The sequence below is a fragment of the Cohnella sp. SGD-V74 genome (assembly GCF_003001675.1).
GTDB lineage: Bacteria > Bacillota > Bacilli > Paenibacillales > Paenibacillaceae > Cohnella.
In genome coordinates this window covers 196,468-220,921 of record NZ_PVYW01000006.1, presented here as the reverse complement: position 1 = coordinate 220,921, position 24,454 = coordinate 196,468, and the positions used below count along the sequence as shown (strand labels likewise).

At 57.2% G+C, this 24,454-nt stretch carries 16 protein-coding genes; 11 read left to right on the top strand and 5 right to left on the bottom strand.

The features are described 5' to 3' along the window. The first annotated feature begins 82 nt into the window (after window positions 1-82). The 4 genes from B0G52_RS11775 to B0G52_RS11760 all read left to right on the top strand — a co-directional run bounded on the left by B0G52_RS11775 (window position 83) and on the right by B0G52_RS11760 (window position 5,632). Window positions 83-2,020: a glycoside hydrolase family 127 protein gene (locus tag B0G52_RS11775; protein ID WP_094044557.1), complete on the top strand. Its 1,938-nt coding sequence runs from the start codon at window positions 83-85 to the stop codon at window positions 2,018-2,020. Window positions 2,021-2,210: 190 nt separating this feature from the next. After that, a complete protein-coding gene (locus B0G52_RS11770; protein ID WP_158223671.1) occupies window positions 2,211-2,864 on the top strand; it encodes a TetR/AcrR family transcriptional regulator in 654 nt (217 codons plus the stop codon). Beyond that, complete coding sequence (locus tag B0G52_RS11765) at window positions 2,861-4,045, top strand: FAD-dependent monooxygenase (protein ID WP_094044390.1); 1,185 nt, start codon at window positions 2,861-2,863, stop codon at window positions 4,043-4,045. Before B0G52_RS11770 ends, B0G52_RS11765 begins: the two co-directional genes overlap by 4 nt. 198 nt (window positions 4,046-4,243) lie before the next feature. Continuing rightward, complete coding sequence (locus B0G52_RS11760; RefSeq protein ID WP_094044388.1) at window positions 4,244-5,632, top strand: glycoside hydrolase family 32 protein; 1,389 nt, start codon at window positions 4,244-4,246, stop codon at window positions 5,630-5,632. A gap of 224 nt (window positions 5,633-5,856) precedes the next feature. Here the strand turns inward: B0G52_RS11760 and B0G52_RS36600 are convergent, their stop codons facing one another. After that, window positions 5,857-5,937, bottom strand: a complete 81-nt coding sequence (locus B0G52_RS36600) for a putative holin-like toxin (RefSeq protein ID WP_369827048.1) — start codon at window positions 5,935-5,937, stop codon at window positions 5,857-5,859. Between the two features lie 220 nt (window positions 5,938-6,157). On the opposite strand from B0G52_RS36600, the gene B0G52_RS11755 reads away from it, so the two are divergent. Continuing rightward, window positions 6,158-7,735 (top strand): alpha-L-rhamnosidase-related protein, encoded by a 1,578-nt coding sequence (locus tag B0G52_RS11755; RefSeq protein WP_094044555.1) that lies wholly within the window; start codon window positions 6,158-6,160, stop codon window positions 7,733-7,735. Here the strand turns inward: B0G52_RS11755 and B0G52_RS11750 are convergent. Then, window positions 7,723-8,724, bottom strand: a complete 1,002-nt coding sequence (locus B0G52_RS11750; protein ID WP_158223670.1) for an AraC family transcriptional regulator — start codon at window positions 8,722-8,724, stop codon at window positions 7,723-7,725. The two genes, B0G52_RS11755 and B0G52_RS11750, sit on opposite strands and share 13 nt — an antisense overlap. 441 nt (window positions 8,725-9,165) lie before the next feature. Between B0G52_RS11750 and B0G52_RS11745 the strand changes: the two genes are divergently transcribed. From B0G52_RS11745 to B0G52_RS11735, 3 genes are all read left to right on the top strand, one after another. Then, entirely contained in the window at window positions 9,166-10,494 is a 1,329-nt protein-coding gene (locus tag B0G52_RS11745) for an ABC transporter substrate-binding protein (RefSeq protein WP_233162604.1), read from the top strand. A 78-nt stretch (window positions 10,495-10,572) separates the two neighbouring features. Continuing rightward, window positions 10,573-11,454, top strand: a complete 882-nt coding sequence (locus B0G52_RS11740; protein ID WP_094044384.1) for a carbohydrate ABC transporter permease — start codon at window positions 10,573-10,575, stop codon at window positions 11,452-11,454. Next, window positions 11,451-12,284 carry a carbohydrate ABC transporter permease gene (locus B0G52_RS11735; protein ID WP_094044382.1) on the top strand — a complete coding sequence of 278 codons (834 nt, stop codon included), beginning with the start codon at window positions 11,451-11,453 and terminating at the stop codon, window positions 12,282-12,284. Before B0G52_RS11740 ends, B0G52_RS11735 begins: the two co-directional genes overlap by 4 nt. A gap of 59 nt (window positions 12,285-12,343) precedes the next feature. On the opposite strand, the gene B0G52_RS11730 is transcribed toward B0G52_RS11735, so the two are convergent. Next, window positions 12,344-13,924: a response regulator transcription factor gene (locus B0G52_RS11730; RefSeq protein ID WP_094044380.1), complete on the bottom strand. Its 1,581-nt coding sequence runs from the start codon at window positions 13,922-13,924 to the stop codon at window positions 12,344-12,346. 12 nt (window positions 13,925-13,936) lie between these two features. Next, window positions 13,937-15,733, bottom strand: coding sequence for a sensor histidine kinase (locus B0G52_RS11725; RefSeq protein WP_094044378.1), 1,797 nt, complete (start codon window positions 15,731-15,733; stop codon window positions 13,937-13,939). 202 nt (window positions 15,734-15,935) lie between these two features. Here B0G52_RS11725 and B0G52_RS11720 point away from each other — a divergent pair, with 202 nt between their 5' ends. Genes B0G52_RS11720 through B0G52_RS11710 form a run of 3 tightly spaced genes read left to right on the top strand, consistent with a single transcriptional unit; the run spans window position 15,936 to window position 20,719 of the window. Next, complete coding sequence (locus B0G52_RS11720) at window positions 15,936-16,925, top strand: 2-hydroxyacid dehydrogenase (RefSeq protein WP_094044376.1); 990 nt, start codon at window positions 15,936-15,938, stop codon at window positions 16,923-16,925. A 5-nt stretch (window positions 16,926-16,930) separates the two neighbouring features. Beyond that, a complete protein-coding gene (locus B0G52_RS11715) occupies window positions 16,931-17,986 on the top strand; it encodes an NAD(P)-dependent alcohol dehydrogenase (RefSeq protein WP_094044374.1) in 1,056 nt (351 codons plus the stop codon). Between the two features lie 21 nt (window positions 17,987-18,007). Further along, window positions 18,008-20,719, top strand: coding sequence for an alpha-L-rhamnosidase (locus B0G52_RS11710; protein ID WP_094044372.1), 2,712 nt, complete (start codon window positions 18,008-18,010; stop codon window positions 20,717-20,719). A 163-nt stretch (window positions 20,720-20,882) separates the two neighbouring features. Here B0G52_RS11710 and B0G52_RS11705 read toward each other — a convergent pair whose 3' ends face one another. Beyond that, complete coding sequence (locus B0G52_RS11705; protein WP_094044370.1) at window positions 20,883-24,296, bottom strand: S-layer homology domain-containing protein; 3,414 nt, start codon at window positions 24,294-24,296, stop codon at window positions 20,883-20,885. Window positions 24,297-24,454: the final 158 nt, after the last annotated feature.

Sequence of the window (24,454 nt, the reverse complement as noted above, 5' to 3'; positions counted from 1 at the left end):
GCGCGCTGACCGACAGATAGAACAACTTCAAATTGTGCAACCAAGCGGGGAGGAACCGACTGTGACGATTCAATCTGCGGACATGCTGCCTTTAAGTCGGGTGTCCATACAAGATCGCTTCTGGATGGAATACGTAAATCTCGTGCGGGACGTCGTCGTTCCGTATCAGTGGGAAGCGCTGAACGATAGAATTCCGGACGCGGAACCGAGCAGCGCCGTCCGCAATTTCAAGATCGCGGCCGGGGAAGAGCAAGGCGAATTTTACGGCATGGTGTTCCAGGACAGCGATGTCGGCAAGTGGCTGGAAGCGGTCGGGTACTTGTTAAGCTCGCGTCCCGATCCCGAGCTCGAGCGGATTGCCGACGAACTGATCGATACAATCGCGAAGGCGCAGCGTTCCGACGGCTACCTGAATACGTACTTCACTTTGAAGGAGCCGGAGGGCCGCTGGACGAATTTGGCGGAATGCCATGAGCTGTACTGTGCGGGTCATCTGATGGAAGCGGCGGTAGCCTATTACGAAGGAACGGGCAAGCGCAAGCTGCTCGACGTCATGTGCAAGTACGCGGATTACATCGATACCGTATTCGGGCCGGAGCCGGGCAAGCTGAAGGGCTACGACGGCCATCAGGAAGTCGAGCTTGCGCTGGTGAAGCTGTACAGGGCGACAGGCAACGAGAAGTACTTGAACTTGAGCCGATTTTTCCTGGATCAGCGCGGGGCGAAGCCGAACTTCTACGAAATCCAGCTGGCGCAGCGCGGCGGCAAAGTTCATTATCCGAATCTCGATATCGCCCGCCGCTTATCTTACAGCCAGTCCCATCTGCCCGTTCGCGAACAGTACACGGCGGAAGGGCACGCCGTCAGAGTCGTCTATATGTGCGCGGGAATGGCGGATATCGCGAAGGAAACCGGGGACCGCGGTATGCTCGAAGCCAGCCGCAGGCTGTGGCGCAATATCGTGGACAAGCGGATGTATATTACCGGCGGCATCGGTTCGATGGAGCACGGGGAATCGTTCACCTTCGATTACGACTTGCCGAACGACACCGCATATGCGGAAACTTGCGCCTCGATCGGCCTCATTTTTTTTGCGCATAGAATGCTGCAGCTGGAGCCGAAGAGCGAGTACGCGGACGTCATGGAACGGGCGCTGTACAACACAGTGCTGAGCGGCATGTCCAAGGACGGACGGCACTTCTTCTATGTGAATCCGCTTGAGGTATATCCGGAAGCGCACGGCAAAAACGCGATTTACAATCACGTCAAGCCTGAGCGGCAAGGCTGGTTCGGCTGCGCATGCTGCCCTCCGAATATCGCGAGATTGCTTGGCTCGCTGGGGAAATACATCTATTCGGCACAGGGGAACACGCTGTATACGCATCTCTATATCGGAAGCCGGATCGAATGGGAGTCGGCGGGAGGCTCGGTAAAGATAGAACAGGAAACCCGGCATCCAGGGTCGGGGGACGTCCGTCTTCGCGTGTCGGCGGATAAGCCGTCCGTTTTCGAACTGGCCCTTCGCGTCCCGGATTGGTGCGACGGATACGCCGTTCGGGTGAACGGCGAAGCGTGGACGACGGTCGGGGGCCTTGGCAGCGACGGGTACGTCAAAATCGAGAGACTCTGGACGGAAGGCGACACGGTCGACCTTGTCCTTAGCATGCCGACGCGGCGGATGCTCGGCCATCCGATGATTCGCCAGGTCGCGGGCAAGACGGCCATCCAGCGGGGACCGTTCGTCTATTGTCTGGAGGAGGCCGACAACGGCCCGCACTTGCACGAGATCGCGCTGCTCAAAGACGGGAAGCTGCAGGCCGGCTTCGAACCTGACCTGCTGGGCGGACTCGAAGTCGTGACGGCGGAGGGAGTTCGCATGAAGAGGGAGTCGGGGGGCGATCGGCTGTACGAGCCTGACGCCTCGTGTCGGGTCGAACCCGCCGTCCTTCGCTTCATCCCTTATTACGCCTGGGCGAACCGCGGTCGGGGAGAGATGACCGTGTGGGTGCGCAGTTTGTAAGGAATCGCATATAATTTGAAATTTGGCGGCGCAGGGGGGCACTGCGCCGCCATTGCGCTTTTTTTGGTCTGCCGTCACTTTGCGCCTTAACGCCTGCTTGGAGATTGACAAAAATAGGTTCTGACAATACCATAGTACCAACAGTACTTATTTGTTACTTTTGGTACTATATACGTGACGGAGGTTCATCGTGAACGAGAGCAACGAAGATCAGAACAAAGGCCATCCCAACGGCAAAGTCAGAAGACGCATTCTGCAATACGCCAGCGACAAATTCGCCGTAAGCGGCTATTCGAACGTCTCCATCGCGCAATTCGCCTCGGAACTGAAGATGAGCAAGTCGACTTTCTATAAATACTACCAGAGCAAGGAAGAGCTGCTCTATGCCGTGATCGAGACGTTCTATTCCGATTTCGAGGAGGAGATCGCCGCGATCGCAAGCGACTCGGCCATGAATACGGGCGACAAGATTCAGGCATTCGCGATGGCCGTTCGCCGTCGCTTCGAGAACGTCCGGGTATCGTCCGTAGAGGATCTGCAGCGTTCCGCCCCGGAAGCTTACGAGGTTCTGGAGCGGCGGCGGAAGAGAATCATTACGGGGAACCTGATTCGGCTGTTCGAACAAGGGGCAAGCAGCGGTTATATTCGCAAGGACGTCTCACCGATGCTGATGGCGAATTTGTTGCTTCAGGCGCTTCAATACTTGGAGCATCCCGGGTTCATCGCGGGAACGAACTTTACGTTCTCCGAGATGTTCAAGCAAGTGTTCTCCATCTTGATGGAAGGCAGCTTGACGGAGACGGGGCGCGGCGAATTCCGGGAAGCGGAGGAGGAGCGGACATGAAGGCGATCATTATCGGAGCGGGAATCGGGGGGCTGACCGCAGCCATCGCGATGCGCAAGGCGGGGATACAGGCCGATCTTTACGAGAGCAAGAGTGAAGTGAGATTAAACGGAGCGGGGCTAGGTCTCGGTCCGAACGCGGTGAAAGCGCTGGAGCTGCTGGGCTTGGGAGATGCGCTTCAACGCGCGGGAATGCCGGTGAGACAGGTGCAAATCCTCTCGCAGGAGGGGAAAGTTCTTAGCCGTATGGGAGCGCCCGATCGGAGCAAGAATGCGGATCCGGAGCAAGTTACCGTGCTGAGGGCGGATCTGCTCGGGTTTCTCGTGGATGCGCTGGGGGCGGGGGAAGCGATTCATACGGGGAAAACGTGCGTCGATTTCGAGCAGGGCGAGGATGGCGTAACGGTGAAGTTCGAGGACGGCTCGACGGAAGAAGCGGATCTGCTTGTAGGGGCGGACGGCATTCGCTCCGTGGTCCGGGGGAAGCTGTTCCCGGAGGCGAAGCCGCGGTATTCCGGTTACACGTGCTGGCGCACCGTAGTCCAGGCGGGTTCCTCGCTGCGTTACGACCGCGAGTTGTTCACGGAGACGTGGGGAAGCAATGGAAGATTCGGTATCGTTCCTTTGTCGGACAATCGCATCTACTGGTTCGCGTGCGTGAACGCTCCTTATAACGATCCCGCCATGAAGCGGGTAACAATAGCGGATTTGGCGAAACGGTTCGCCGGGTACCATTCTCCGATCTCCGATCTGCTGGAGTTGTCCAGTCAGGACGCAATCTTGCACCATGATATCGAATATTTGCCTCCGATCAAGCGGTTTGGCCGCGGCCGCGTCGTTCTGATCGGCGATGCGGCTCATGCGATGACGCCCAACATGGCGCAAGGAGCGGGGCAGGCTATCGAGGATGCGCTATTCCTCGCGGAGCATGTCAGCCGTTGGCCCAATTTCGCGAGCGCATTAGAAGGATACGAGAAAGACCGGGTCAGCCGGACGGGGACGATTACCCGGATGTCCGGGCGAATCGGGCGCATGGCTCAGTTGGAAGGCCGCCTGCCCGTGGCGCTGCGCAATGCGGTTCTCCCGCTGGTTCCCGACGCGCTCATGCAGAGGCAACTGGATTATGTGTACAAGGTAAACCTGGAGAGGGCCGGGATGCTGCTGGGCCGTTCAGGGAGCTGAAGAGAGAGCGTGCATGCAAGGAAAATGTTAATGTGAACGAATACGAGCCCAGGGGACGATAGTCGGCCCCTGGGCTCGGTTGCGGAAAAAACGATCCTTACGAAGGAAGTTGGATATGCGGACGAGAAATACTGTATAGCATAGGTAAGCGGGTTTCTCCCCAGCAATTCCGGGAAGAAAACATAAGGAGCGATCAATATGGATCGATATAGGCCGATATTCCACTTTACGCCTCCGCGCAATTGGATGAACGACCCGAACGGCCCGTTCCAACTGAACGGCGAGTACCATCTGTTTTATCAGCATAATCCGTCGAAGCCCGAGTGGGGAGACATCCATTGGGGCCATGCGACAAGTACGGATCTGGTCAATTGGACCCGCAAGCCGGTCGCGGTTGCTCCTTCGCGGGAGCTCGGGGAATGGCACTGCTATTCGGGATGCGCCGTCATCGACGGCGACGAGGTGAAGTTGTTCTATACGAGCATCGGGCAGGACGAGCGGAATGCGACGACGGGAGCGCAGCAGTGGATGGCGAAAAGCAAGGATTTGCAGGCCTGGCACAAACCTTCCGTCAACCCCGTGTTGACTTCGGAGCTGCATGGGGGCGTCGAAATCACAGAGTGGCGGGACCCTTACGTATGGAGAGACGGGGACGAGTGGAAAATGGTTCTCGGCGGCATACACGAGGGCAAGGGCTGCGCGTTCCTGTATCGTTCCGACGATTTGGAGAATTGGAGCTATGAGGGCATTTTTCACCGGGGAGAGGAATCAATTTGGGAATGCCCGCATCTGTTCCGGTTCGGAGAGAAAGCGGTGTTGTTCTATTCCCCGAGCGCCCAGGTGCGTTACATCTCCGGGACGATCAATGCCGAAGGAGAGTTGGCAGCGGACTTCCGCGGAACCGCCGATTACGCGGGCTTCGAAGGCTATTACGCTTCGACGGGGTTCGTTGACGAGCAGGGACGGCGCGTATTGCTCGGCTGGATGCCGGAGGGAAGGGGAGAGGATTTTCCGGAGCCCGTGGAATGGGCGGGCGCACTCGCTTTGCCGCGCCTCGTGTCTTTGAATGCGGACGGTTCGATCCGGATGTCGCCGCTGCCCGAGCTTCGTCAGCTGAGGGGTGAGCATCGGGAGCGCTCTAACGTTCGCCTGGGAGCGGGAGCAGTCGATGCGGGAATGCGTTCGAATACGTTCGAGTGCGCGCTGGAGATCGAAGGACCAAGCGGAGAGGACGGCGCTGTTAAGGTGTCCGTGCTTCAGTCCCCGTGCGGTCGGGAACGGACGGACATTATCGTGGACTTCGCCGGCAATCGGATCGTCATCGACCGTTCGCAATCGAGTCTGTTCCCGAACACGCACAAAACCTCGGTAGAAGGAAAGCTGCCCTCCGGCGCCCGGGAGTCTCTTGAACTGCGAATCTTCGTCGACCGTTCGACCGTCGAAGTGTTCGCGAACGAGGAGACATGCCTGTCCGCTCGGGTGTATCCGTCGTTGGCCGACAGCGACGGCATCCAGGTTCGTTCCGACGGGGAGATTCTCTTGAAAAGCTGGCAGGTATGGGCGATGAACGCTGCGGCTATTGGGTAGGGGATGGTTCGAAGAGGAATGGGAAGCGGCTCCGGCTTTGGGAAATGACAACTTGTTGGAAAAGTATGACGTTTCTGAGTATGCTATGCTATAATATACTCAGAATGAGATTCATGTTAAAGGAGCCGTGCGGCTAACACGACTCCCCACAACAGCCGCTTTTAAGGGCGGTAGGCTTATAGGAAGTACGGCAGAAATAGACCGATTCCTTTGCGGGGGGCGGTCTATTTCCGTTTAAAGGACAGTATCGCAACGATCAGCGAACCGAACGTTATCATAAGTATAAGTCCCTCGAATACTGTCATGGGCATCACCTCCCTTCCGGGAGATTAGCCGACCGCCCTTGCAAGCCTATACTGTTGTATGTCCAATTATACTATAATTTTCCAACCGAGCGACAAAGTTGTCGTTCTTTTTTATTGGCCAAATCCGGTCATCGGATAAAAAAACAAGGCGATCGGGCATGTTACCGGTGGACGAAAAGAGGTAGGGTGGAGGAAAACGTTACAGATGGAGGTCGATGTCATGTCGGATCAAGCCAAATTTCAAGCTGCTCAGACGACGATCGTACGCAACGAACGCTTCATCCGGATTGCCGACGGGCTCAAGCCGGAATGGTTTGGCGAGGAGGTCGAGCCGACGCAGCTCGTGAAGGTCGAAGCCGATGAAACGGCGATGCACGGGTGGCGGGCGGTACGCGATGCGGAGATCGGCTCTCTCGGGAGTCGGGAGCTTGGGAAGGGACAGTCGGCGATCGCGGATTTCGGCGATCATCGCGTCGGATACGTATCGTTCGAGATCAAGCCGGCCGGCAGTCCGCCGGACGCGCCGCTGAAGCTGAGGCTGACGTTCGGAGAAATGCCGGTCGAGATGGCGGTGCCGTTCTCCAGCTACGACGGATGGATCAGCAGCTCGTGGCTGCAGGAGGAAACGATCTTCGTAGACGTGCTCCCGGGCAAGGTGTCATTGCCGCGCCGTTACAGCTTCCGATACTTGAAAATCGAAGTGCTGGACACTTCCCCCAAGTATCGCGTCAGCTTCTTCAACCTGAAATGCGCGACCGTCACTTCGGCGGATCGGACGAGCATTATCCCGTTCGCTCATGCCGATCCGCTGCTGCGGGACATCGACCGCGTCAGCGTCAAGACGCTGGAAGACTGCATGCAGGACGTCTTCGAGGACGGACCGAAGCGGGACCGCCGGCTATGGCTGGGCGACTTGCGCCTGCAGGCGCTGGCAAACTACGCGACGTTCCGCACCGACGCGCTCGTCAAGCGCTGCCTGTACCTGTTCGCCGGAGTTCCCGACGATCGCGGGCGGGTGTCCGCCAATCTGTTCATCGCGCCGAAGTTGATCGCCGACGATACGTATTTGTTCGATTACTCGTTGTTTTTCACGGTAACTTTGCACGATTATTATGAAGCGACCGGGGACAGGGATACGTTGCAGGAGCTATGGTCGACCGCACGCCGTCAAGTCGAGCTGGCGTTGGAGCGGCTGGACGATCGAGGCGTCGTGCGAGACGAACCGACGTGGTGGTCGTTCATCGACTGGCACGAGTCGTTAAACAAGCAAGCTCCGTCTCATGCCGTTCTGATTTACGCGTTGCGTCGGGCCATTCGTTTGGCCGAGGCGGTCGATTGCGCAAGCGCCGAACAATTCGAACGTCGGCTCGCCGATGCCGAACGAGCGGCAATGGAATCCCTCTGGGATTCGGAGCAGGGCTTCTTCGTCAGCGGAGAGGGACGGCAGGTATCCTGGGCTGCTCAAATCTGGATGGCGCTGGCCGAAGTTCTGCCGCCGGACGAGAACAGGGCGCTGATGCAGCGCTTGCTGAGCGCGAAGCCGGACATCGCGCCGACGACGCCGTACATGTACCATCACCTCGTGGAGGCGCTTCTCGTCGTCGGGCTGAAGGATGAGGCCGTACATCTGATGAAGCAATACTGGGGAGGCATGCTGAAGAACGGCGCCGATACGTTCTGGGAGCTGTACGATCCGGGCAACCCGGACTTCTCCCCGTACGGCAGCCCCCTGATCAACAGCTACTGCCATGCCTGGAGCTGCACGCCGACGTACCTGATCCGCCATTACGGATTGTAAGGCAGCGTGCGCGGAGCGCTGCGGAAATCGTGGGGCGTCCGGCCGAAGCGGGCCTTGAACTTCCGATAGAAAAATCCGAGGCTCTCGTACCCGCACTGCCTGGCGACCTCATCGACGCTTGCGTCGGTTTCCATGAGCAGCCGGGCCGCCCGGTTCAGCCGCTGCCGCTGCACCCACTCCGTATAGGTGAGGCCCGTTCGGCTCTTCAGCAGGCTTCCCAAGTATTTCGGACTGAAGTGGAAGCGCTCGGCCAATTCGGTCAGCGTGCAGCTTCCCGGATTTTCTTCCATATAGAGCAGCACGTCGCGGATAACCCCTTGGGGGAGGGGCGGTTCCGGCTCGTAATTCAGATCAAGGTCGTAGATGCGCATCAGCTCGATGAGCAAAATCGGCACGTAGTGGCGCAGCAGATCGGCGGAATGTCCGTCCGGATCGAAAAATTCGCACATCATGTCGCACATCAACCCGTGCAGCTTGACGCGTTCCCCGGGCCGGAAGACGATGTATCTTCCGTGCCGCTGCCGCTCCGATAGAGCATGCGCGATAAAGCTCGCGACCGCTCCGCCTTCGGGCGCCCGGTCCGGGAAAGCGGAAGCGAGCGTCTCCTTGCGCAGCAGCAGGTTCACAAGAATATCGTTCTCTCCCAGCGGCGCGATGCCGTGAGGCACGTTGCGGTCCATCAAGCAGGCGTCGCCTTGGCGAAGCGTCACCTGCCGGCCGTCGATCCGCTGCTCGCATGAGCCGGAATACATATAGTTCAATTCGATGAAATCGTGCTTATGGACAGGCATGGCGGCGAACCGGTGGTGCTTGCGCAGGGATACCGAATCGCTCCCGAAAAAATACTTGCCCTGCATGCGGGGAATTCCGTCGGGCTCGTCCGCAAGCTCTCCGCCGTCGAAGTCGTTGACGTTCTCGCGCGTACGGAGCTGAATGCGTTCGACGGCATCCAGGCCCCGAAGCAGCTCGTCCAATTGAAGGTGGTTCATGCGCAACCCTACTTTTTCCCGATACTGACCAAAATATAACATACGAAGAGGCTGTCCATTAAGTCAATCGAGAACAACAATATAGAATGATCCATGTATTACCATGGGGATATATCTCCTTCCGCTACAATGTACCCCAGAAAGTGACGAGAAGCTTCGCAGCTTATTCCGATTACTTTCCGGGGACCCCGAAGCAAGGTCATGAAATCAGGAATGGATTAACCCGTAACAGGGTAATTTCATGACCGTATGAGGCAGGCGCTTCGCTCTACAGGAGATATATCCCCATTCTTTTTATCGATCATTTTTGTTGTTCTGGCTTATGGGACCGCTCCTTCATCTAAAAATTGTGCACTTTAAGTACTAAAGTAAATACACCGGAAGAGAAGGTAACATGAACGTAGCCCGAAAAACAGATCAAGATCAGGGGGACTGATAACCGTGTTCCAAGGAAAGAAAAAGATGAAGACGATTCTGGCCGGCGTAACCGCGCTGGCGGCAACGACAGCTCTATTGAGCGGCTGCGGCAGCTCCGACAAAGGCGAGGAGAGCAGCGGAGGAAGCAAGAACGTCACGCTGACGATGATCGTATCCGGCAACAAAGCGGCGGACGGCCAAGACTTCGAGTTGGACGTGCTGCCTAAGATGGTGAACGAGAAGTTCCCGAACATCAAGCTCGAAGTTCAGAAGCTTCCGGACGACCAGTACAACACTTCGATCAAGACGAAGCTGGCAGCGGGCGAAGCGCCCGACATCTTCCGCGTATGGCCGAGAATGGGTTCCGCGGCGAGCATCATCGACCTGTCGAAAGCCGGTTATCTGGCCGACCTGACGGACCTGCCGTTCATGAGCAACATCAGCGAAGGCGCCCGCAGCGACATGTCGAACGACGGCAAAGTATACGGCATCACGAAGGGCATCGACATGCTCGGCACTTACTACAACAAGGATTTGTTCGCGGAGGTCGGCATTACGGAAGTGCCTCAGGATTGGCAGGCGTTCCTTGAAGCGTGCCAGAAGCTGCTGGACGCCGGCGTTACGCCGATCGTCATGGGCGATAAGGATCCGTGGTGGATTCAATTCGGCGCTTATCAGCTCGCGGCGAACACGGTGTACTCGGCCGACAAGGATTTCGACCTCAAGCTGCAATCCGGCGAGAAGAAATTCACCGACGAGACTTGGGTGAAGGCTCTCTCGATGTATAAGGAATTGTACGAAAAAGGCTACATCGCCAAAAACACGCTCGGACTGGGCGGACCGCAAGCGACGCAAATGTTCATCGACGGCAAAGCGGCGATGGTGTTCGACGGCACATGGGACTTCCCGACGCTGACGGCTCAAGGCGCGGCTACGTTCGAACGCGGATTTTTCCCGCTGCCGGGCAACGAGCCGGGGCAGCCGGTATGGCAAGCGGTATCGACGGCGGCCGGATGGGCGGTCAACGCGAAATCTGCGCATCTGGAAGAAGTCAAGCAAGTGCTCAACTACTGGTTCGACAGCAGCTCCGACTTGTTCGCGGAATGGGTGAAGCTGAATCCTTCGATCAGCGCGTTTAACGGAGTTCCGCTGAACAACGACTTGTACAAGTATTCGTACGAGCTGTACCAATCGGGCGGCAATTCCATCTACTTCGCCAACCAAATGTGGCCGAACGGCGTAGCCGACACGCTGCAGGTGAAGTTCGGCGAAATCATCGGCGGCCGCAAGACGACGACGGAAGACGTAGCCAGCGCTATGCAAGCGAAGTTCGACGAACTCTGGAAGAAATAATCCGGTCCGTCGCCAAGAATCGAATGAAGGGGACCGTGAAGGTCCCCTTCCCATTCCATTCGGAAAGGAACTCCCAGCATGAATTCAGCGGTATTGAAAAAAACGATGTACTGGTTCGTCGTGCCCGCATTGACGATGTATCTCGTATTCTGGATCTATCCGATCCTTCGGCTGTTCCAGTACAGCTTTTCCGACTATAACGGCTTCATTCAAAATTTCAATTATATCGGCTTCGATAACTTCTCGCAGATTTTCAAGGACGGCGTAGCCGGCACTTCCTTGTCCAACACGCTGATCTACACGCTCGTATTCGTCGTGTTCAGCAACTTGATCGCATTGGGTTTGGCTTTTCTCCTGAATATGAAAATAAGAGCCACGGGCCTTTATCGTACAGCCGCTTACGTGCCGACCTTGTTCAGCGCGATCGTCGTCGGGTTCATTTGGAGCTACGTCTATATGCCTGACAGCGGCCTTATCGCTACCGTATTAAGCTGGTTCGGCGTCGACGGCGCGAGCCTTAATCTTCTCGGGAACTACAGCTCCGCGTTGTACGCGATCACCGCGGTCGACGTCTGGAAGCATATCGGGACGAGCACGGTTATTTTCCTGGCGGGGTTGCAGACGGTTCCCGTCGACTTGGAGGAAGCGGGCCGCATAGACGGCGCCAGCTCCTGGCAAGTGACGCGGTTTATTCGCCTGCCGCTGCTGGCTACCTCCATGACGATTAACGTGACGCTCAGCTTGATCAACGGCCTGAAGGCGTTCGATTACTCCTTCATCATGACCAACGGCGGACCGGGGCGGGCGACGAGCACCCTGCTGTTCGAAATTTTCCGCATGGCTTTCCGCGAGATGCAGTACGGCAAAGCTTCCGCGCTCGCCGTCGTATCGTTCATCGTCATTATCGCCATTACGATCTTCTTCGTGCTTAGGCTGAACAAAAGGGAGGTGTCGGCATGAACGGCGGCATCGCCAAAAAGACGCTTACGCATATCGGCATTTCGTTTGTCCTGCTGCTGAACATCCTGCCGCTTCTGATCGCGCTGTCGAGCTCGTTCCGTTCGGTATCGAACATGACCAATCCGCTGCAGCTGTTCAGCGAATTTTCGCTGGAGAGCTATCGGGTCGCTTTCGATAAGATGCACTTCATGCAGGCGCTCGGCAACAGCTTAATGCTGACGGTCATCTCGGTCGTCGTCGTCGTGCTGTTCACGTCGATGGCCGCTTATCCGATCGCGCGGATCAACAATCGGCTGAGCAAGGCGCTCTATCTGTTCTTCCTGTGCGGGCTTGTCGTGCCGAGCCAGATGGTCATTATCCCGATCGTTCAGACGATTCAGGGACTGCACATTCCGAGCTCGCAATATACGCCGATTCTGATGTTCATTACGTGCAGCATTCCGTTTTCCTCTTTCCTCTATACCGGGTTTATCAAGAGCAGCATTCCGATCGAGGTAGAGGAGTCGGCGCTCATCGACGGAGCGGGCCTGATGCGCCGCTTCTGGCAGATCGTGTTCCCGCTGCTGCTGCCGGTCACGGTGTCGGTCGTCATCACGCAGGGCGTGTGGATCTGGAACGACTACTTCTTCAACATGATCTTTATTTCCAGAGCCGCCGAATCTCCGCTGCCGCTGGCCATGCTCGGCTTCATGGGCGACCAGACGAATCCGACGGCGTGGAACGTCCTGTTCGCGGCGTGTTTCCTCTGCGCGCTGCCGCTGCTCGTCATGTTTGCGTTTCTGCAAAAGTACTTCATCGGCGGACTGACCGTCGGTTCGGTTAAAGGGTAATCGTCAGATCAGCAAGGGGCCGTCCCTAAGTCGACAAGACTTGGAGACGGCCCCTTGATCTATTGGGAGGATTCCGCAGCATGAGCCGCGTTCGAGCGATATTCCTCCGGAGTCAGCCCGGTCAGCTTCTTGAATACGCGGAAAAAATATTTCGTGTTGTCGTAGCCGAGCGACTTCGCGATTTTGTACACTTTGTCGTCGGTGCTTCCGAGCAGCTCCTTGGCTTTGCCGATGCGTACCTGGTTGACGTAGTCGATGAAGTTGATGCCGGTTTTCTCCTTGAACAGGAAGCTGCAATAGCTGGGGTTCAGGAAAAACAGCGACGAGATTTTGTCCAGCGTCAGCACTTTGTTGAAATTGTTGTGGATGTAAGCTTTGATATTGTCGACGATCTGTTCGGACGAGTACAGGTTTTGTCCGCTCATCATGTCTGCGACACTGGGCAGCACGTTGAGCAAATAGTCGCGAATGGCGTCCGCATCGAAGAAGCCGGCCAAGGCGGTCTCGAAGCTGGACGAGGGGGAATGGCCCCCATCAATGTGAAAATTGCGGTGCAGCACGTCGCGGACCTCTTGCACGAGCAGCCGGCATTCGCTTTTTACCTCCCCCAGCGTCAGCTCCGGCACTGAAGAATAATGCGCGAACAGCTTGCCGATCCATTCGGAGGTCTTCGCCTTGTTGCCCGACTCGATGAAGAACAGCAGCTCGTCCGCCCGTTCCCACGGCTCCGTCAGGGAAACCGGCTTCCCGGCGCCGCCGCGAAACACCGATACGACCGCCCCCGTGGAGCCGATGCGAATGCCGTTCAACGCTTCGACCGTCTCCTCGTACGCCTCGAACAGCTCGCTTAGCGAGCTTTTTTCCCCGCTGATTCCGAACCTCGGATTCCCGGGGGCCTGCTCGCCAATCATCCCGGCCATTGCCGCCGCAGCCTCGGCGAGATCCTTCGCGGCGCTCTCCGGCGCCGACGCATAGAACAAATAAAAGGCCATATGATCCTGCTGAACATGCGGGACGTACAGATAAGGGGCTCCGGCCTCACCTTCATATGGCTCAAGCTCTCCCGAGGAGTACGCCGCCAGCAGGACGTAGCGCTTCGCCGAAGCAGCCTCCTGCAGCCTTACAGAGCGGAACGCCGGAACCTTCTCTTTCCGGTGCAATCCCACAATAAGATGGCCGAGCGACTGAAGGTCCGCGTCGTAGCTGATCTCCTGCTTCTCGTTCTCCTGATGCTCCAGCTGCTGCAGCGCCGAGCGCTCCGCATCGAGCAAGTCGATGGCCTTGGTCAGCGTTTCGCGAATCTCGTCCCGGCTGAACGGTTTGAGCAAGTAGCCGACCACCTTGGCGGAGATGGCTTCCTTCATGTATTCGTAGTCGGAGTAGCCGCTGACGACGATGATTTTCTTGCTCGGATAGTTCGTCTGAAGCGTCTGAAGCAGCAGCTTGCCGTCCATCTCCGGCATTCTCATATCGGTGATGATAATGTCCGGGTCGGCGCTCTCGAGCAGAGCCAGAGCGTCCTCGCCGTTGTTCGCCTCCCCGGCGAACTCGAGTCGATCGCCGAAGTCGGCGGCGCGAATCTTCTTCAGCATTCCGCGCCGGATCAAGACTTCGTCGTCCACGACGATATATTTATACATAACGCGACACCTCTAATCCAGGATAGGCACGTTGAGAACGACCCTCGTCCCTTTGTCCAGCTCGCTCTCCAGCGATAAGCCGTACTCGGGGCCGTAGTAGAGGGAAATTCTCGAATGCACGTTTTTAAGCCCGATGCTCCGCTTGTCGCGGTGGCCGAGCTCGCTGAAAGCGGGCGGCTCGCTCAGCAGCGCCCGCAGCTCCTGAAGCTGCTCCGGCGACATGCCGACGCCGTCGTCCGCGATTTCCAAGACGATGCGCTCCTCCGCGCGGAATACTTTTACGGCGACGGTTCCCTTTTTCCTGGTGCTCTCCAGACCATGGTACAGCGCGTTCTCGACGATCGGCTGCACGATGAGCTTCAGCACCTTATAGGACGGCAAATCTGCCTCGATCTCGAGGCGGAAGTCGATTTTGTCCTCGTAGCGGATTTTCTGAATCGTCATGTAGTTGCTGACGTGCGCAAGCTCGTCCTCGATCGGGACCAGCTCGCTCTCCGTCTTGATGCTGTAGCGGAACATGTCTCCGAGCGCCTTCGTCATGACGGCGATGCTCTCGACTTCCTCGATCTCGGCGATGCTGTTGATCGACTCCAACGTGTTGTACAGAAAGTGAGAGTTGATCTGCGCCTCCAGCGCTTTCATCTGCGAATCCAGCGTAATAAGCCTGTTCTGATAACTCTCCTTGATATATCTGTCGATGTCCTGAATCATTTTGTTGTACTCCGTGTACAGCACGCCGATCTCGTCTGTCCGCTCCAGATTCTTCTTCACCGTAACGAGGCTGAGAAATTTGTTTTTCCGCATCGTCTTGCTGAGGTCGATAATCGGCTTCGTAATCAGGCTCGAGAGCAGAATGGACAGAAGTACGAAAATCACCGCGCACGTGACCGCGATATAGATCAGCAGCCGCTCGGACACGCCGTATTGCTTGTACAGCTCCGACAGACGAATCGAGCCGACGATCTTCCAATCGTTGTCGGGAAACGGCCTCACGACGGCCAGCGTCCCGTCTGTCGTCTCTTCGGCGGCTTCGCCCGGATGGGCGGCGATCCAGCCGTTCAGCGGCTCGGGCAGACGCTCGCCGATTCGCGGAGCTGCGGAGTTTTCGTACAGAATCTTCCCGTTGCCGTTAACGAGAAACATGTTCGTAATGTCGGGGACGATATCTTTGTCGATGCCTTTGAAAATATCGAGCCCGCAGTCGAGCATCAGCACGCCGAGCAGCTGCCGGGTATCGGGATCGTACAGCGCGCGGGAGAACGTAATGGACGGTTTGGCGTTTATGATGAATTCCTTCGTATCGGCATCGCTGATGTACAGGCCTCCGTTTTTCACCAGCGTCCGTTCGTACCAAGCGTCGCCCAGCGGGCTGTAGTCGACCTTGAGATCGGTGCTGATGCCGTAGCTGATCGACTGTCCGTCCGGGAGGAAAATGTAGATGCCGTTCAAATACGGATTGCCGAGCATGAGGTTGTTGAAAAAAAACAGCATGTTGGTGCGCGCCAGGAAAAAGTCGTACTGATCGGCATTCGGATTGTTGATCAGCTTGTTCAGCTCCTGCGACACCGTCACCGCCCCCGGGCGGGTGGTGAACTGCTGGAATGACAGCGTAATATGGTCGATGTTCTGGAAAATATGGTCGATCCGCTCGACAGCGTTGTCGATCGTGCCGGTCGAGACGAGGGATACCTGCTTGGCGACAAGACTCGTGTAAGCGTTATAGGAAATGAGCGTCACGATAAAAATGGGAACGATCGAAATGCCCAGAAATACGAAAAACAGCTTGTTGCGAATGTTGCGATTAATCATCTCGAGTCCTCCGAAGGGCGGCATATCTAAAAATAGCATACCATGATTGCCGGAAGCCATACAAAGGGGGCAGAGCGCGTTCGCCTAAAAATAGTGCACCCGATTCGCTAAAGTTAATGTACCGTCCGGAGAGGTATGATAGCATCGAACAATCGTCCGCGACAGGGCGATCGATGTCTTATGCGATAGAGGAGGGGACGTTATGGCCATGCCGAAGGCGCTCGTCCTGAAGCCGCTGCCGGAAGAAGCGAAGCGAACGATACGGGAGCGCTGCGAGCTGATCGAGCCGAAGGAGATGCCGCTCAGTCGAGAGCAGCTTCTGATAGAAATTGCGGACGTCGAAGGGCTGCTGACGAACGACGTGCGAATCGACTCCGAGCTGCTGAACGCGGCGAAGAAGCTGAGAGTCGTGAGCAACCAGTCGGTCGGCTACGACAACTTCGACGTTGCCGCCATGAAGGAATGCGGAGTGATCGGAACGCATACGCCTTACGTTCTTGACGATACGGTCGCCGATCTCGTATTCGCCTTGATGCTGGCCGCGGCGAGGCGCGTTCCCGAGCTGGACGCCCAGGTCAAGCAAGGAAGATGGGGAGAGCCCGGCTGCGGAGGAGAAGCCCATTATGGGATCGACGTGCACCATGCGACGCTCGGAATCGTCGGCATGGGCAGAATCGGTGAAGCGGTGGCGCGCAGGGCGTCGCTCGGCTTCGGCATGAACGTGCTGTACAGCGGCCGTTCGCGCAAGCCGGCTGCCGAGCATGTGTACGGCGCACAATATCGGACGCTCGACGAACTGCTGGAGCAGGCCGACTTCGTCGTCGTGATCGCGCCGTACACGCCGGAGACCGCCCGGATGATTCGCGCCGAGCATTTCGCGCGGATGAAGCCGACGGCGGTGTTCGTCAACGCATCCAGAGGACAGCTGGTGGAGGAGGGGGCGTTGGTCGAGGCGCTGCGGAGCGGGCGCATCTTCGCGGCGGGGCTGGACGTCTACGAGACGGAGCCGGTGAAGGCGGGCCATCCGCTGCTGGCGCTGCCGAACGTCGTCACGCTGCCGCACATCGGCTCGGCGACGGCGAAAACCCGCCACGACATGGCGATGACGGCCGCGAACAATCTGGTCGGGGGCCTTCTGAACGACCGCCCGATCCATATCGTGTCCGAATTGCAACATCTGAGAAAAGGGTGATTGAGATGACTATTCCCGCAACGATGAAGGCGGCCGTCATGACCGAGCCGCGCCGGATCGCGACAGAAGACCGGCCGATTCCCGAGCTCGGCGAGCACGAAGCGCTCGTCAAGGTGATGGCGGTCGGCGTGTGCGGCTCCGACGTCCACTATTTCGAGCATGGCCGCATTGGCGGCGCGATCGTCCGCTATCCGATGATTCTCGGCCATGAATGCGCCGGCGAGGTTATAGCCGCAGGCAAAGGGGTTACTCGGCTTAAGCCGGGCGACCGGGTCGCAATTGAACCGCAGACGACCTGCGGACGCTGTCCCGCCTGCAAATCGGGCAAGTACAACCTGTGCCCGGAGGTTGCGTTTTTCGCGACGCCGCCGATCGACGGCTCGTTCGCTCAATATGTGAAGATGCGCGAGGACTTCCTGTTTCCGATTCCCGACAGCTTGAGCTACGAAGAAGCGGCGCTGATCGAGCCGTTCTCGGTCGGCATCCACGCGGCGAACCGGACCGGCCTTAAGCCGGGGGACTCCGTGGCGATTATGGGCATGGGACCGGTTGGCCTGCTAGCCGTCGTGGCGGCCAGAGCTTACGGCGCGAGCCGGATTTACGTCACCGATCTGGAGCCCGTCCGTCTGGAGGCGGCCAAGAAGCTGGGCGCCACGCACGCGATTAACGTTCGCGAGCAGGATGCCGTCGAGACGATCAAAGCGCTCAGCGGCGGCTCGGGCGTCGACGTCGCCTGGGAGACGGCCGGCAATTCGAAGGCGCTGCAATCGGCGCTGCTGTCGCTGAAGCGCGGCGGCAAGCTGGCGATCGTCGGTCTGCCTGTACAGGCGGAGATTCCGTTGGACATTCATTTCATCAGCGACCACGAGGTCGATATTTACGGCGTGTTCCGCTACGCCGGCACGTATAAGGCGGGAATCGAGATTCTGGCCTCCGGCATCGCCGACGTTTCCTCGCTCATTACCGACCGCTATCCGCTCGGCCGGACGCAGGAAGCGATGGAGCGAGCCATGAACAACAAGAGCGAGAGCCTGAAGGTGATCGTCTATCCGAACGAATAAGGCGGAGGGAGAGAAGAAAGCATGACGGAATTCATCGTTCGCTCGTTGACTTGCGAATATCGGGAAGCTTTGCTCGGAACCGATGTACGGGTGCCGCGCTTCGGCTGGAAGCTCGAATCGGACAGAAGGGGCACGGTCCAGACCGCATACCGGATTCAGACCGCGGAGTCGGAGGACGGCTTCGACGCGCCGCTCTGGGATTCCGGACGGGTCCAAGGAGATCGGTCCGTGTTGGTGGAATACGGCGGACCGGCCATTCGTTCGCGAACCCGTTACTACTATCGGGTGAAGGCGTGGGACAATTACGGCCGCGAGACGGAATGGAGCCGTCCCGGCTGGTGGGAGACCGGACTGCTGTCGCCCGAAGAGTGGAAGGCGGAGTGGATTACCCCTGATTCGGAAGCGATCGATCCGCACGCCAAGGAAGCTTATCTGCTGAGGAAGGGCTTCTCTGTGACAAAGGGTATCCGCAGCGCAAGAATTTACGCGACGGCGGCCGGCGTGTACGAGCTGTACGCGAACGGCTCGCGCGTAGGCGAGGACGTGCTGGCGCCGGGCTGGACGAGCTATCGCGAGCGCCATCAATATCAGACGTACGACGTCACCGGCCTGCTGCGCGAAGGCGACAACGTCATTGGAATCGCGCTTGGCGACGGCTGGTACAAGGGCGAGTTGACGTGGCTGAGCAAGCGGAACATCTATGGAGACAGAAGGGCGGCTCTGCTTCAGCTCTGCATCGGCTATGAGGACGGAAGCGAAGAGTGGGTCGTCACCGACCGCGCCTGGGAAGCGGCAACCGGAGCGATCCGGATGTCCGAGCTGTACGCCGGAGAGCTGTACGACGCCCGATTGGCCCGCGAAGGCTGGAGCGAGGCGGGAGGGACGGATGGAGGCTGGCACGGGACGGTAGAGGTTCCGCTCGGGTATGGACAGCTCGTGGCGCAGGAGAATGATCCGACCCGCGTCACCGAGACGCTGGCACCGCAGGCCGTTCTTCGTACGCCCCAAGGGGACAGAGTGCTGGATATGGGGCAGAACCTGGTCGGCCGGATGCGCTTCTCGCTTGACTTGCCGGCAGGCGCTCGCGTCCTTCTGCGTCACGCGGAAGTGCTCGATAGGGATGGGAACTTCTACACCGGCAATCTGCGCAAGGCGAAGCAGACCGTCGAATATATCGCCGGGGAAGCCGGTCGCGTCGCTTATGCGCCGCACTTTACGTTCCAGGGCTTCCGTTACGTGCTTGTGGAAGGGCTGGAGCATTTGTCGGACGAAAGCCTGGCAAACGGCTTCGTCGCGGAGGTCATTCATACCGATATGGAGCCGACAGGCAGCTTCGAAAGCTCCAATGCGAGAGTCAACCGGCTGCAGCAAAACATCGTCTGGGGGCAGCGGGGCAACTTCCTCGACGTGCCGACGGACTGCCCGCAGCGCGACGAGCGGCTTGGCTGGACCGGGGACGCACAGGTGTTCATTCGGACAGCGGCGTTTAATTACCATGTCGGCCCGTTCTTCACGAAATGGCTGCGCGATCTGAAGGCGGATCAGCGCGACACTGGCAGCGTGCCTTACGTCGTGCCGAACGCCTTGGAGGACTACACCTCCACGATGTGGGGAGACGAGACGTACACTTCATCGGCTTGGGGCGACGCCGCCACCGTCTGTCCGTGGACGGTGTATCAAGTTTACGGAGATCGCCGCCTGCTGGAGGAACAATACGGCAGCATGAAGGCGTGGGTGGAATTCATTCGCGCGCAGGGGGACGAAGAGAGTCTGTGGAACACGGGCTTTCATTTCGGCGACTGGTTGGCGCTCGACGCCCACGAGGGCAGCTATTTCGGCGCGACGCCGGTGGAACTGGTCGCTACGGCGTACTACGCGCTGTCGACGCGGATTTTGCGCGATGCGGCGGCCGTGCTCGGCAAGGACGAAGACGCGGCGGAGTACGGCAGGTTGCTGGAGGGTATCGTCGGCAAGTTCCGCGAGACGTTCCTGACTTCCGAAGGTCGGATGGCCGCATCGACGCAGACGGCCAACATTTTGCCGCTCGTGTTCGGACTGGTCGACGGAGAAGACCGCAAGCGAATCGCCGCCGATCTGAACGAGCTCGTGCGGAACAACGGCTATCATCTGGATACCGGCTTCGTCGGCACTCCGTATCTGTGTCTGGCGCTGTCGGAGAACGGTTACCATGACACGGCCGTCAAGCTGCTGCTCCAGGACACCTACCCGTCGTGGCTGTACTCGATCACGAAGGGCGCGACGACGATCTGGGAGCACTGGGACGGCATCAAGCCGGACGGCTCATTCTGGAGCGACGACATGAACTCCTACAATCACTACGCGTACGGCGCGATCGGCGACTGGATGTATCGGTACGTGGCCGGGCTGGATCTGGACGACAGCGTCCCCGCCTATAAACTGGCGAAGATTCGTCCGGGCTGCTCGAACAGTGAGCTGACGTTCGCCCGCGCAAGCTTCGAATCCGCCTACGGGCGAATCTCGTCCGGATGGCGCGCTGAAGGCGGCGACATCTTCGTCGACGTCGACGTTCCGGCCAACGCCTGCGCGGACATTTTGCTCCCGGGAGCGCGGCTGGCGAGCGTAACGGAGAGCGGCTCGGCTCTGGAAGCCGCCGAGGGCGTCCGTTCGCTCTCGCAGACGGACGAAGGAGTCAGGCTCACCGTCGGCTCCGGCTCTTATCGCTTCCGTTTTCCGCCTACGGGCGCAAATTGAATGGGATTGTCCTGTAAGTAAAAAGAGTCGTACAAAAAGAGGATCGGTGAACAAATGTAAGAGGCATCTATCTCCCTACCCTTGCTCTATAAGGAGATAGATGCTCTTATTTTTCGTCGATCATCTTGTACGACCCTGCTTATGAGGCAGCCTCGTTATTCAATTATTGAATCGTCACCGACATGACCTGCCCTTCCCAGGCCCATATCAGATAATTGCCAGCTTGCAGTCCGCTGGTGTCGATCTCGAAAGTTTGGGAAACATTATCTGCATTAATGCGATACACTCTGCCCTGTGCGGCCGCCTCAAATTGCGTTTGACTTCCAAAAGTATCGGCGGGCACAAAGTACACCGTCGTTGGCTTATCCGCCTTGAAGGTGATCGTATCTCCTACTTGTAACACTGGAACGTATCCTTCAACGTTGAGGAGCGCTCCGGCCTTATAGGAAGAAATCACTTCAGCTTCTATAGGCGTGTTGTCTATCTTAAATGTTCCGGAGGCAATCTTCCAAACGTTATTATCTCCAGTGAAAGGCACCGCGAAATCAACGAGTATGCGCCACAAACCGCTGCCGTCGTCCGGCTGCACCGTGACGGTATCATTCTGGTCAAGAGGCTGGTAGGTGGCGCCGCCATCCGTCGAAATGGAGATTACGGACTTCAAGTTGGACGGATCCATATTCAAATCAATTCCCTGAGATAGATGCAGAGAGACGCCGCTGTTATAACGAATTCCCCGTGCAATGGTCAAATTCCGATTAATGGCAAGAGTGGCCGGGTCAGACAAATTGCCGGCAGCGTCTGCTGCTACGACTTGAAATTCTCCCTGAGGAATAAGGACTGTCTGCAGCGATACAGGCGTATTGGCGGTTACCGCAACGGCCATGCCTCCCCCTTGCTGTACGAATTGATGAATGGCTTTGCGGCTGGACTGCGATAGGTCATACGTGCTTGGAAGAACATAGACAGTACCGGTTTCGGTACTGCTTACTTGATAGTTATTAAATAAATCCCGTATACTGACCGTCAACTCAGGCTTTGTCGTATCGCTAAGGTCGATGGTCGTGTTTTTGGCAAGTTTTGCTCCCGTTGCGGCATGAGCCTCGTCAAACTGAAGCAGCTTGTTGTAGACTCCGATCGGATTTCGCTGCTGGTCCAGGAATACAATGTACAAGTACTGATCGTAGTTCAAATCCGAAGTGTTGGAGTAAAATGGGACTTCTCCGTTAAAACCTGACGAGCCTGGAAAGTGAGCCAAAATTGCGCTTGCTTTGAAATGCTCTGCAGGCCAAGCTTTCGGCAGCGGTTCCGAGCCCAAGACCGAATAGGTGCCGACAATCCCAATGTATCGGGCTGCCGCTTTTAAGGATTCCGGAAGCTGCGTTTCGGAGATGGTAACAGATCCGCCTGTGGCGACATCCCCTAATGAGAGCCTGTTCATTTCATCCAGCTCTGCAGTCGTGTAAAGTCGAACATCAACGCCCGTTATATTCTCAGTGACAGGAACCGGAGTCATATCAGGCACATAATTGCCCTCGGCTATTACCGAATCGCCGCGCAACACCTTAATGTACAGCGATGTTGGAAATTCGGGGATGTTCGACCAAATTCCTAGGTAACAGGATATTTGGTTAGAAAAGGGCGATTCGCGGCATTCTGATTCTGGTATTATTTGACCCAAAAAATAGACTTCGACTTTATCTGTTTTCTCAAACGCTTCCGTCGTCAACGTATACACAGGTCTATAGATTCCCGCAGGATCGTAAAAACCGTTGTCTGCCACTCTGAATCCTTCCTGGATCGTTCTTGGATAGCGGATGTCAAAGTTGTAGTTTTTCCCGTAAATGTTGTCGCTGCTCTGAACGTATATGCTAATATGAACGTCTTCAAGGGGCTTTAATTTAACCTGGATGTCTTTCTTCCCTTTGAAAGCATAAATCGCGCTTGCTTCATTCTGATAGTCTATAGACACAAATACATGAGCCCATTCCGACTCTGCAGCGACGGACAAACGGACCTCCTGTTGCTCAATATCTCGGGGCACGTCCAACGTGTAGGAGAACACCGATTTGGAGAAGCCTTCGCCGACAATTGAATCTATTTCGTCGCGCTGTGTCAGTGTATAGTCTCCGAACGTCAGTTTGGACAAGAACGCGCTGCTGCACAGAGCGGTACAGACCGCAGGTGGAGTGCCGCCACCATTGCCACCTCCGGTGCCTCCACCGCCACCGCCGCCTCCACCACCGGCAGTCGATCCGCCGGACGCGCCAGAATTGCCAGCCCCGTCAACCTTTTCCGGTTTCGTTTCGAAGCTGGAGCCTTTGGCTCCCTCTTGAACCGTGGCGTTGATGACTTTTCCTTCGCCAATCATTTTCGTTACGGCCTCAAGAACGAGCTGTATGATTTGGGCTTCTTTGCTGAGGTTGATTTCCGCGCCCGTCGCTCCCGAGCCAACCTCCATATTTTGCACCGAGCCGCTTGGAATGCTGACGACGATGCGGGAAGCCAAGACGCTTACGCTTTCGAATTGTCCGCTAAGCTCTACCTTCGAGCCTTCGGGCAAGGCAGGCGACAGCTCAACATCCTTCACGCCGCTGTCTGTCACAGTCGATTCTTCCAGCTTTACGGGAGATTGCACGGTTACCTTCTGAACCGTCGTGGAACCGGAGACTACGATTCGTACCGAGCCTGTCGCTTTATTGACAACGACCTGCACCAGCACGGAATCTTCCAGATGAATCGAGTTTTGACCACCGCCGGCGATAGTCGTCTTCCCGTCTACCTTAACCTGTTTCAGGTAAACGTCCCCTTCGCCAATCTCTTTGCCCAACAGCAGGTTTCCTTTAATCTCATAGTTAATCAGAGTGACGCCTGCAGCCGCAACCGTGACGTCGCCGTTAACGACCGTTTTCTTGGCGGCGGAGCCGTACTCGCCCGGCTTGGATATGACGGTTGTTTCTCCCTTGACCCTCGTTAAGGCATTGTCGATCGCTACAATCGCTTCAGCGCGGGTGATCGGCGATAGCGGCCGGAAGTTGCCGGCCTTGTCGCCCTGCATAACGGATTGTTCGACGAGAGCGGCGACTTGCTTGCTCGCCCAACCTGCGATCAGGTTAGCATCCTTAAACACGGACAGGTCGGCATTCGCCGGTCCATTTAATTGCAATGCGCCGGCAAGCATAACCGCCGCTTCCTGGCGCGTAGTCATGCCGTTCGGATTGACCTTTTGGCTCGAATCTCCCTTTATGTATCCCGCCTGATAGGCTATGGAGATATCTCTGTACCCCCAGTGATTGCTTGCCAAGTCCACGAAGCTGAGCGATGCGGCCTGTTCCTTCAGCCCGAATGCCTGATTGAGGAAGGCCGCGAATTCCGCGCGCGTTACGGGCGCATCCGGCCGTACTTCCCCGTTTCCGTAGCCTTGCAGCAGCCCTTGATCTTTCCACTTCTGCAAGGTCGACATTGCCCAATGGTTGGAACTATCATTTGTGGCTGCAGCAAACGCAGAGCCGGATAAGGATAGCGGCAAGGCTATCAACAAAGCAAGCACAAAGCATGTCAAACGCTTGAACCTCATGCGGAAATTCCTCCTATTTTGTCATTACCTCGATAGTACAAGATTTATCTCAGAATAGGAATAATTTTCTTCTCAAGGTAACAAGTTGGGTTTGGCCCAGTCTGTGGCACTAACCCTTGGACGGGTTATTTTCGTTTAGATTAGTTAATAGGGAAAAG

Coding starts and splice junctions, on each gene's coding strand:
- B0G52_RS11775 (WP_094044557.1), top strand. CDS start 83: ATGCTGCCTTTAAGTCGGGTGTCCATACAAGATCGCTTCTGGATGGAA.
- B0G52_RS11765 (WP_094044390.1), top strand. CDS start 2,861: ATGAAGGCGATCATTATCGGAGCGGGAATCGGGGGGCTGACCGCAGCC.
- B0G52_RS11760 (WP_094044388.1), top strand. CDS start 4,244: ATGGATCGATATAGGCCGATATTCCACTTTACGCCTCCGCGCAATTGG.
- B0G52_RS36600 (WP_369827048.1), bottom strand. CDS start 5,937: ATGACAGTATTCGAGGGACTTATACTTATGATAACGTTCGGTTCGCTG.
- B0G52_RS11755 (WP_094044555.1), top strand. CDS start 6,158: ATGTCGGATCAAGCCAAATTTCAAGCTGCTCAGACGACGATCGTACGC.
- B0G52_RS11750 (WP_158223670.1), bottom strand. CDS start 8,724: ATGAACCACCTTCAATTGGACGAGCTGCTTCGGGGCCTGGATGCCGTC.
- B0G52_RS11740 (WP_094044384.1), top strand. CDS start 10,573: ATGAATTCAGCGGTATTGAAAAAAACGATGTACTGGTTCGTCGTGCCC.
- B0G52_RS11735 (WP_094044382.1), top strand. CDS start 11,451: ATGAACGGCGGCATCGCCAAAAAGACGCTTACGCATATCGGCATTTCG.
- B0G52_RS11730 (WP_094044380.1), bottom strand. CDS start 13,924: ATGTATAAATATATCGTCGTGGACGACGAAGTCTTGATCCGGCGCGGA.
- B0G52_RS11725 (WP_094044378.1), bottom strand. CDS start 15,733: ATGATTAATCGCAACATTCGCAACAAGCTGTTTTTCGTATTTCTGGGC.
- B0G52_RS11720 (WP_094044376.1), top strand. CDS start 15,936: ATGGCCATGCCGAAGGCGCTCGTCCTGAAGCCGCTGCCGGAAGAAGCG.
- B0G52_RS11715 (WP_094044374.1), top strand. CDS start 16,931: ATGACTATTCCCGCAACGATGAAGGCGGCCGTCATGACCGAGCCGCGC.
- B0G52_RS11710 (WP_094044372.1), top strand. CDS start 18,008: ATGACGGAATTCATCGTTCGCTCGTTGACTTGCGAATATCGGGAAGCT.
- B0G52_RS11705 (WP_094044370.1), bottom strand. CDS start 24,296: ATGAGGTTCAAGCGTTTGACATGCTTTGTGCTTGCTTTGTTGATAGCC.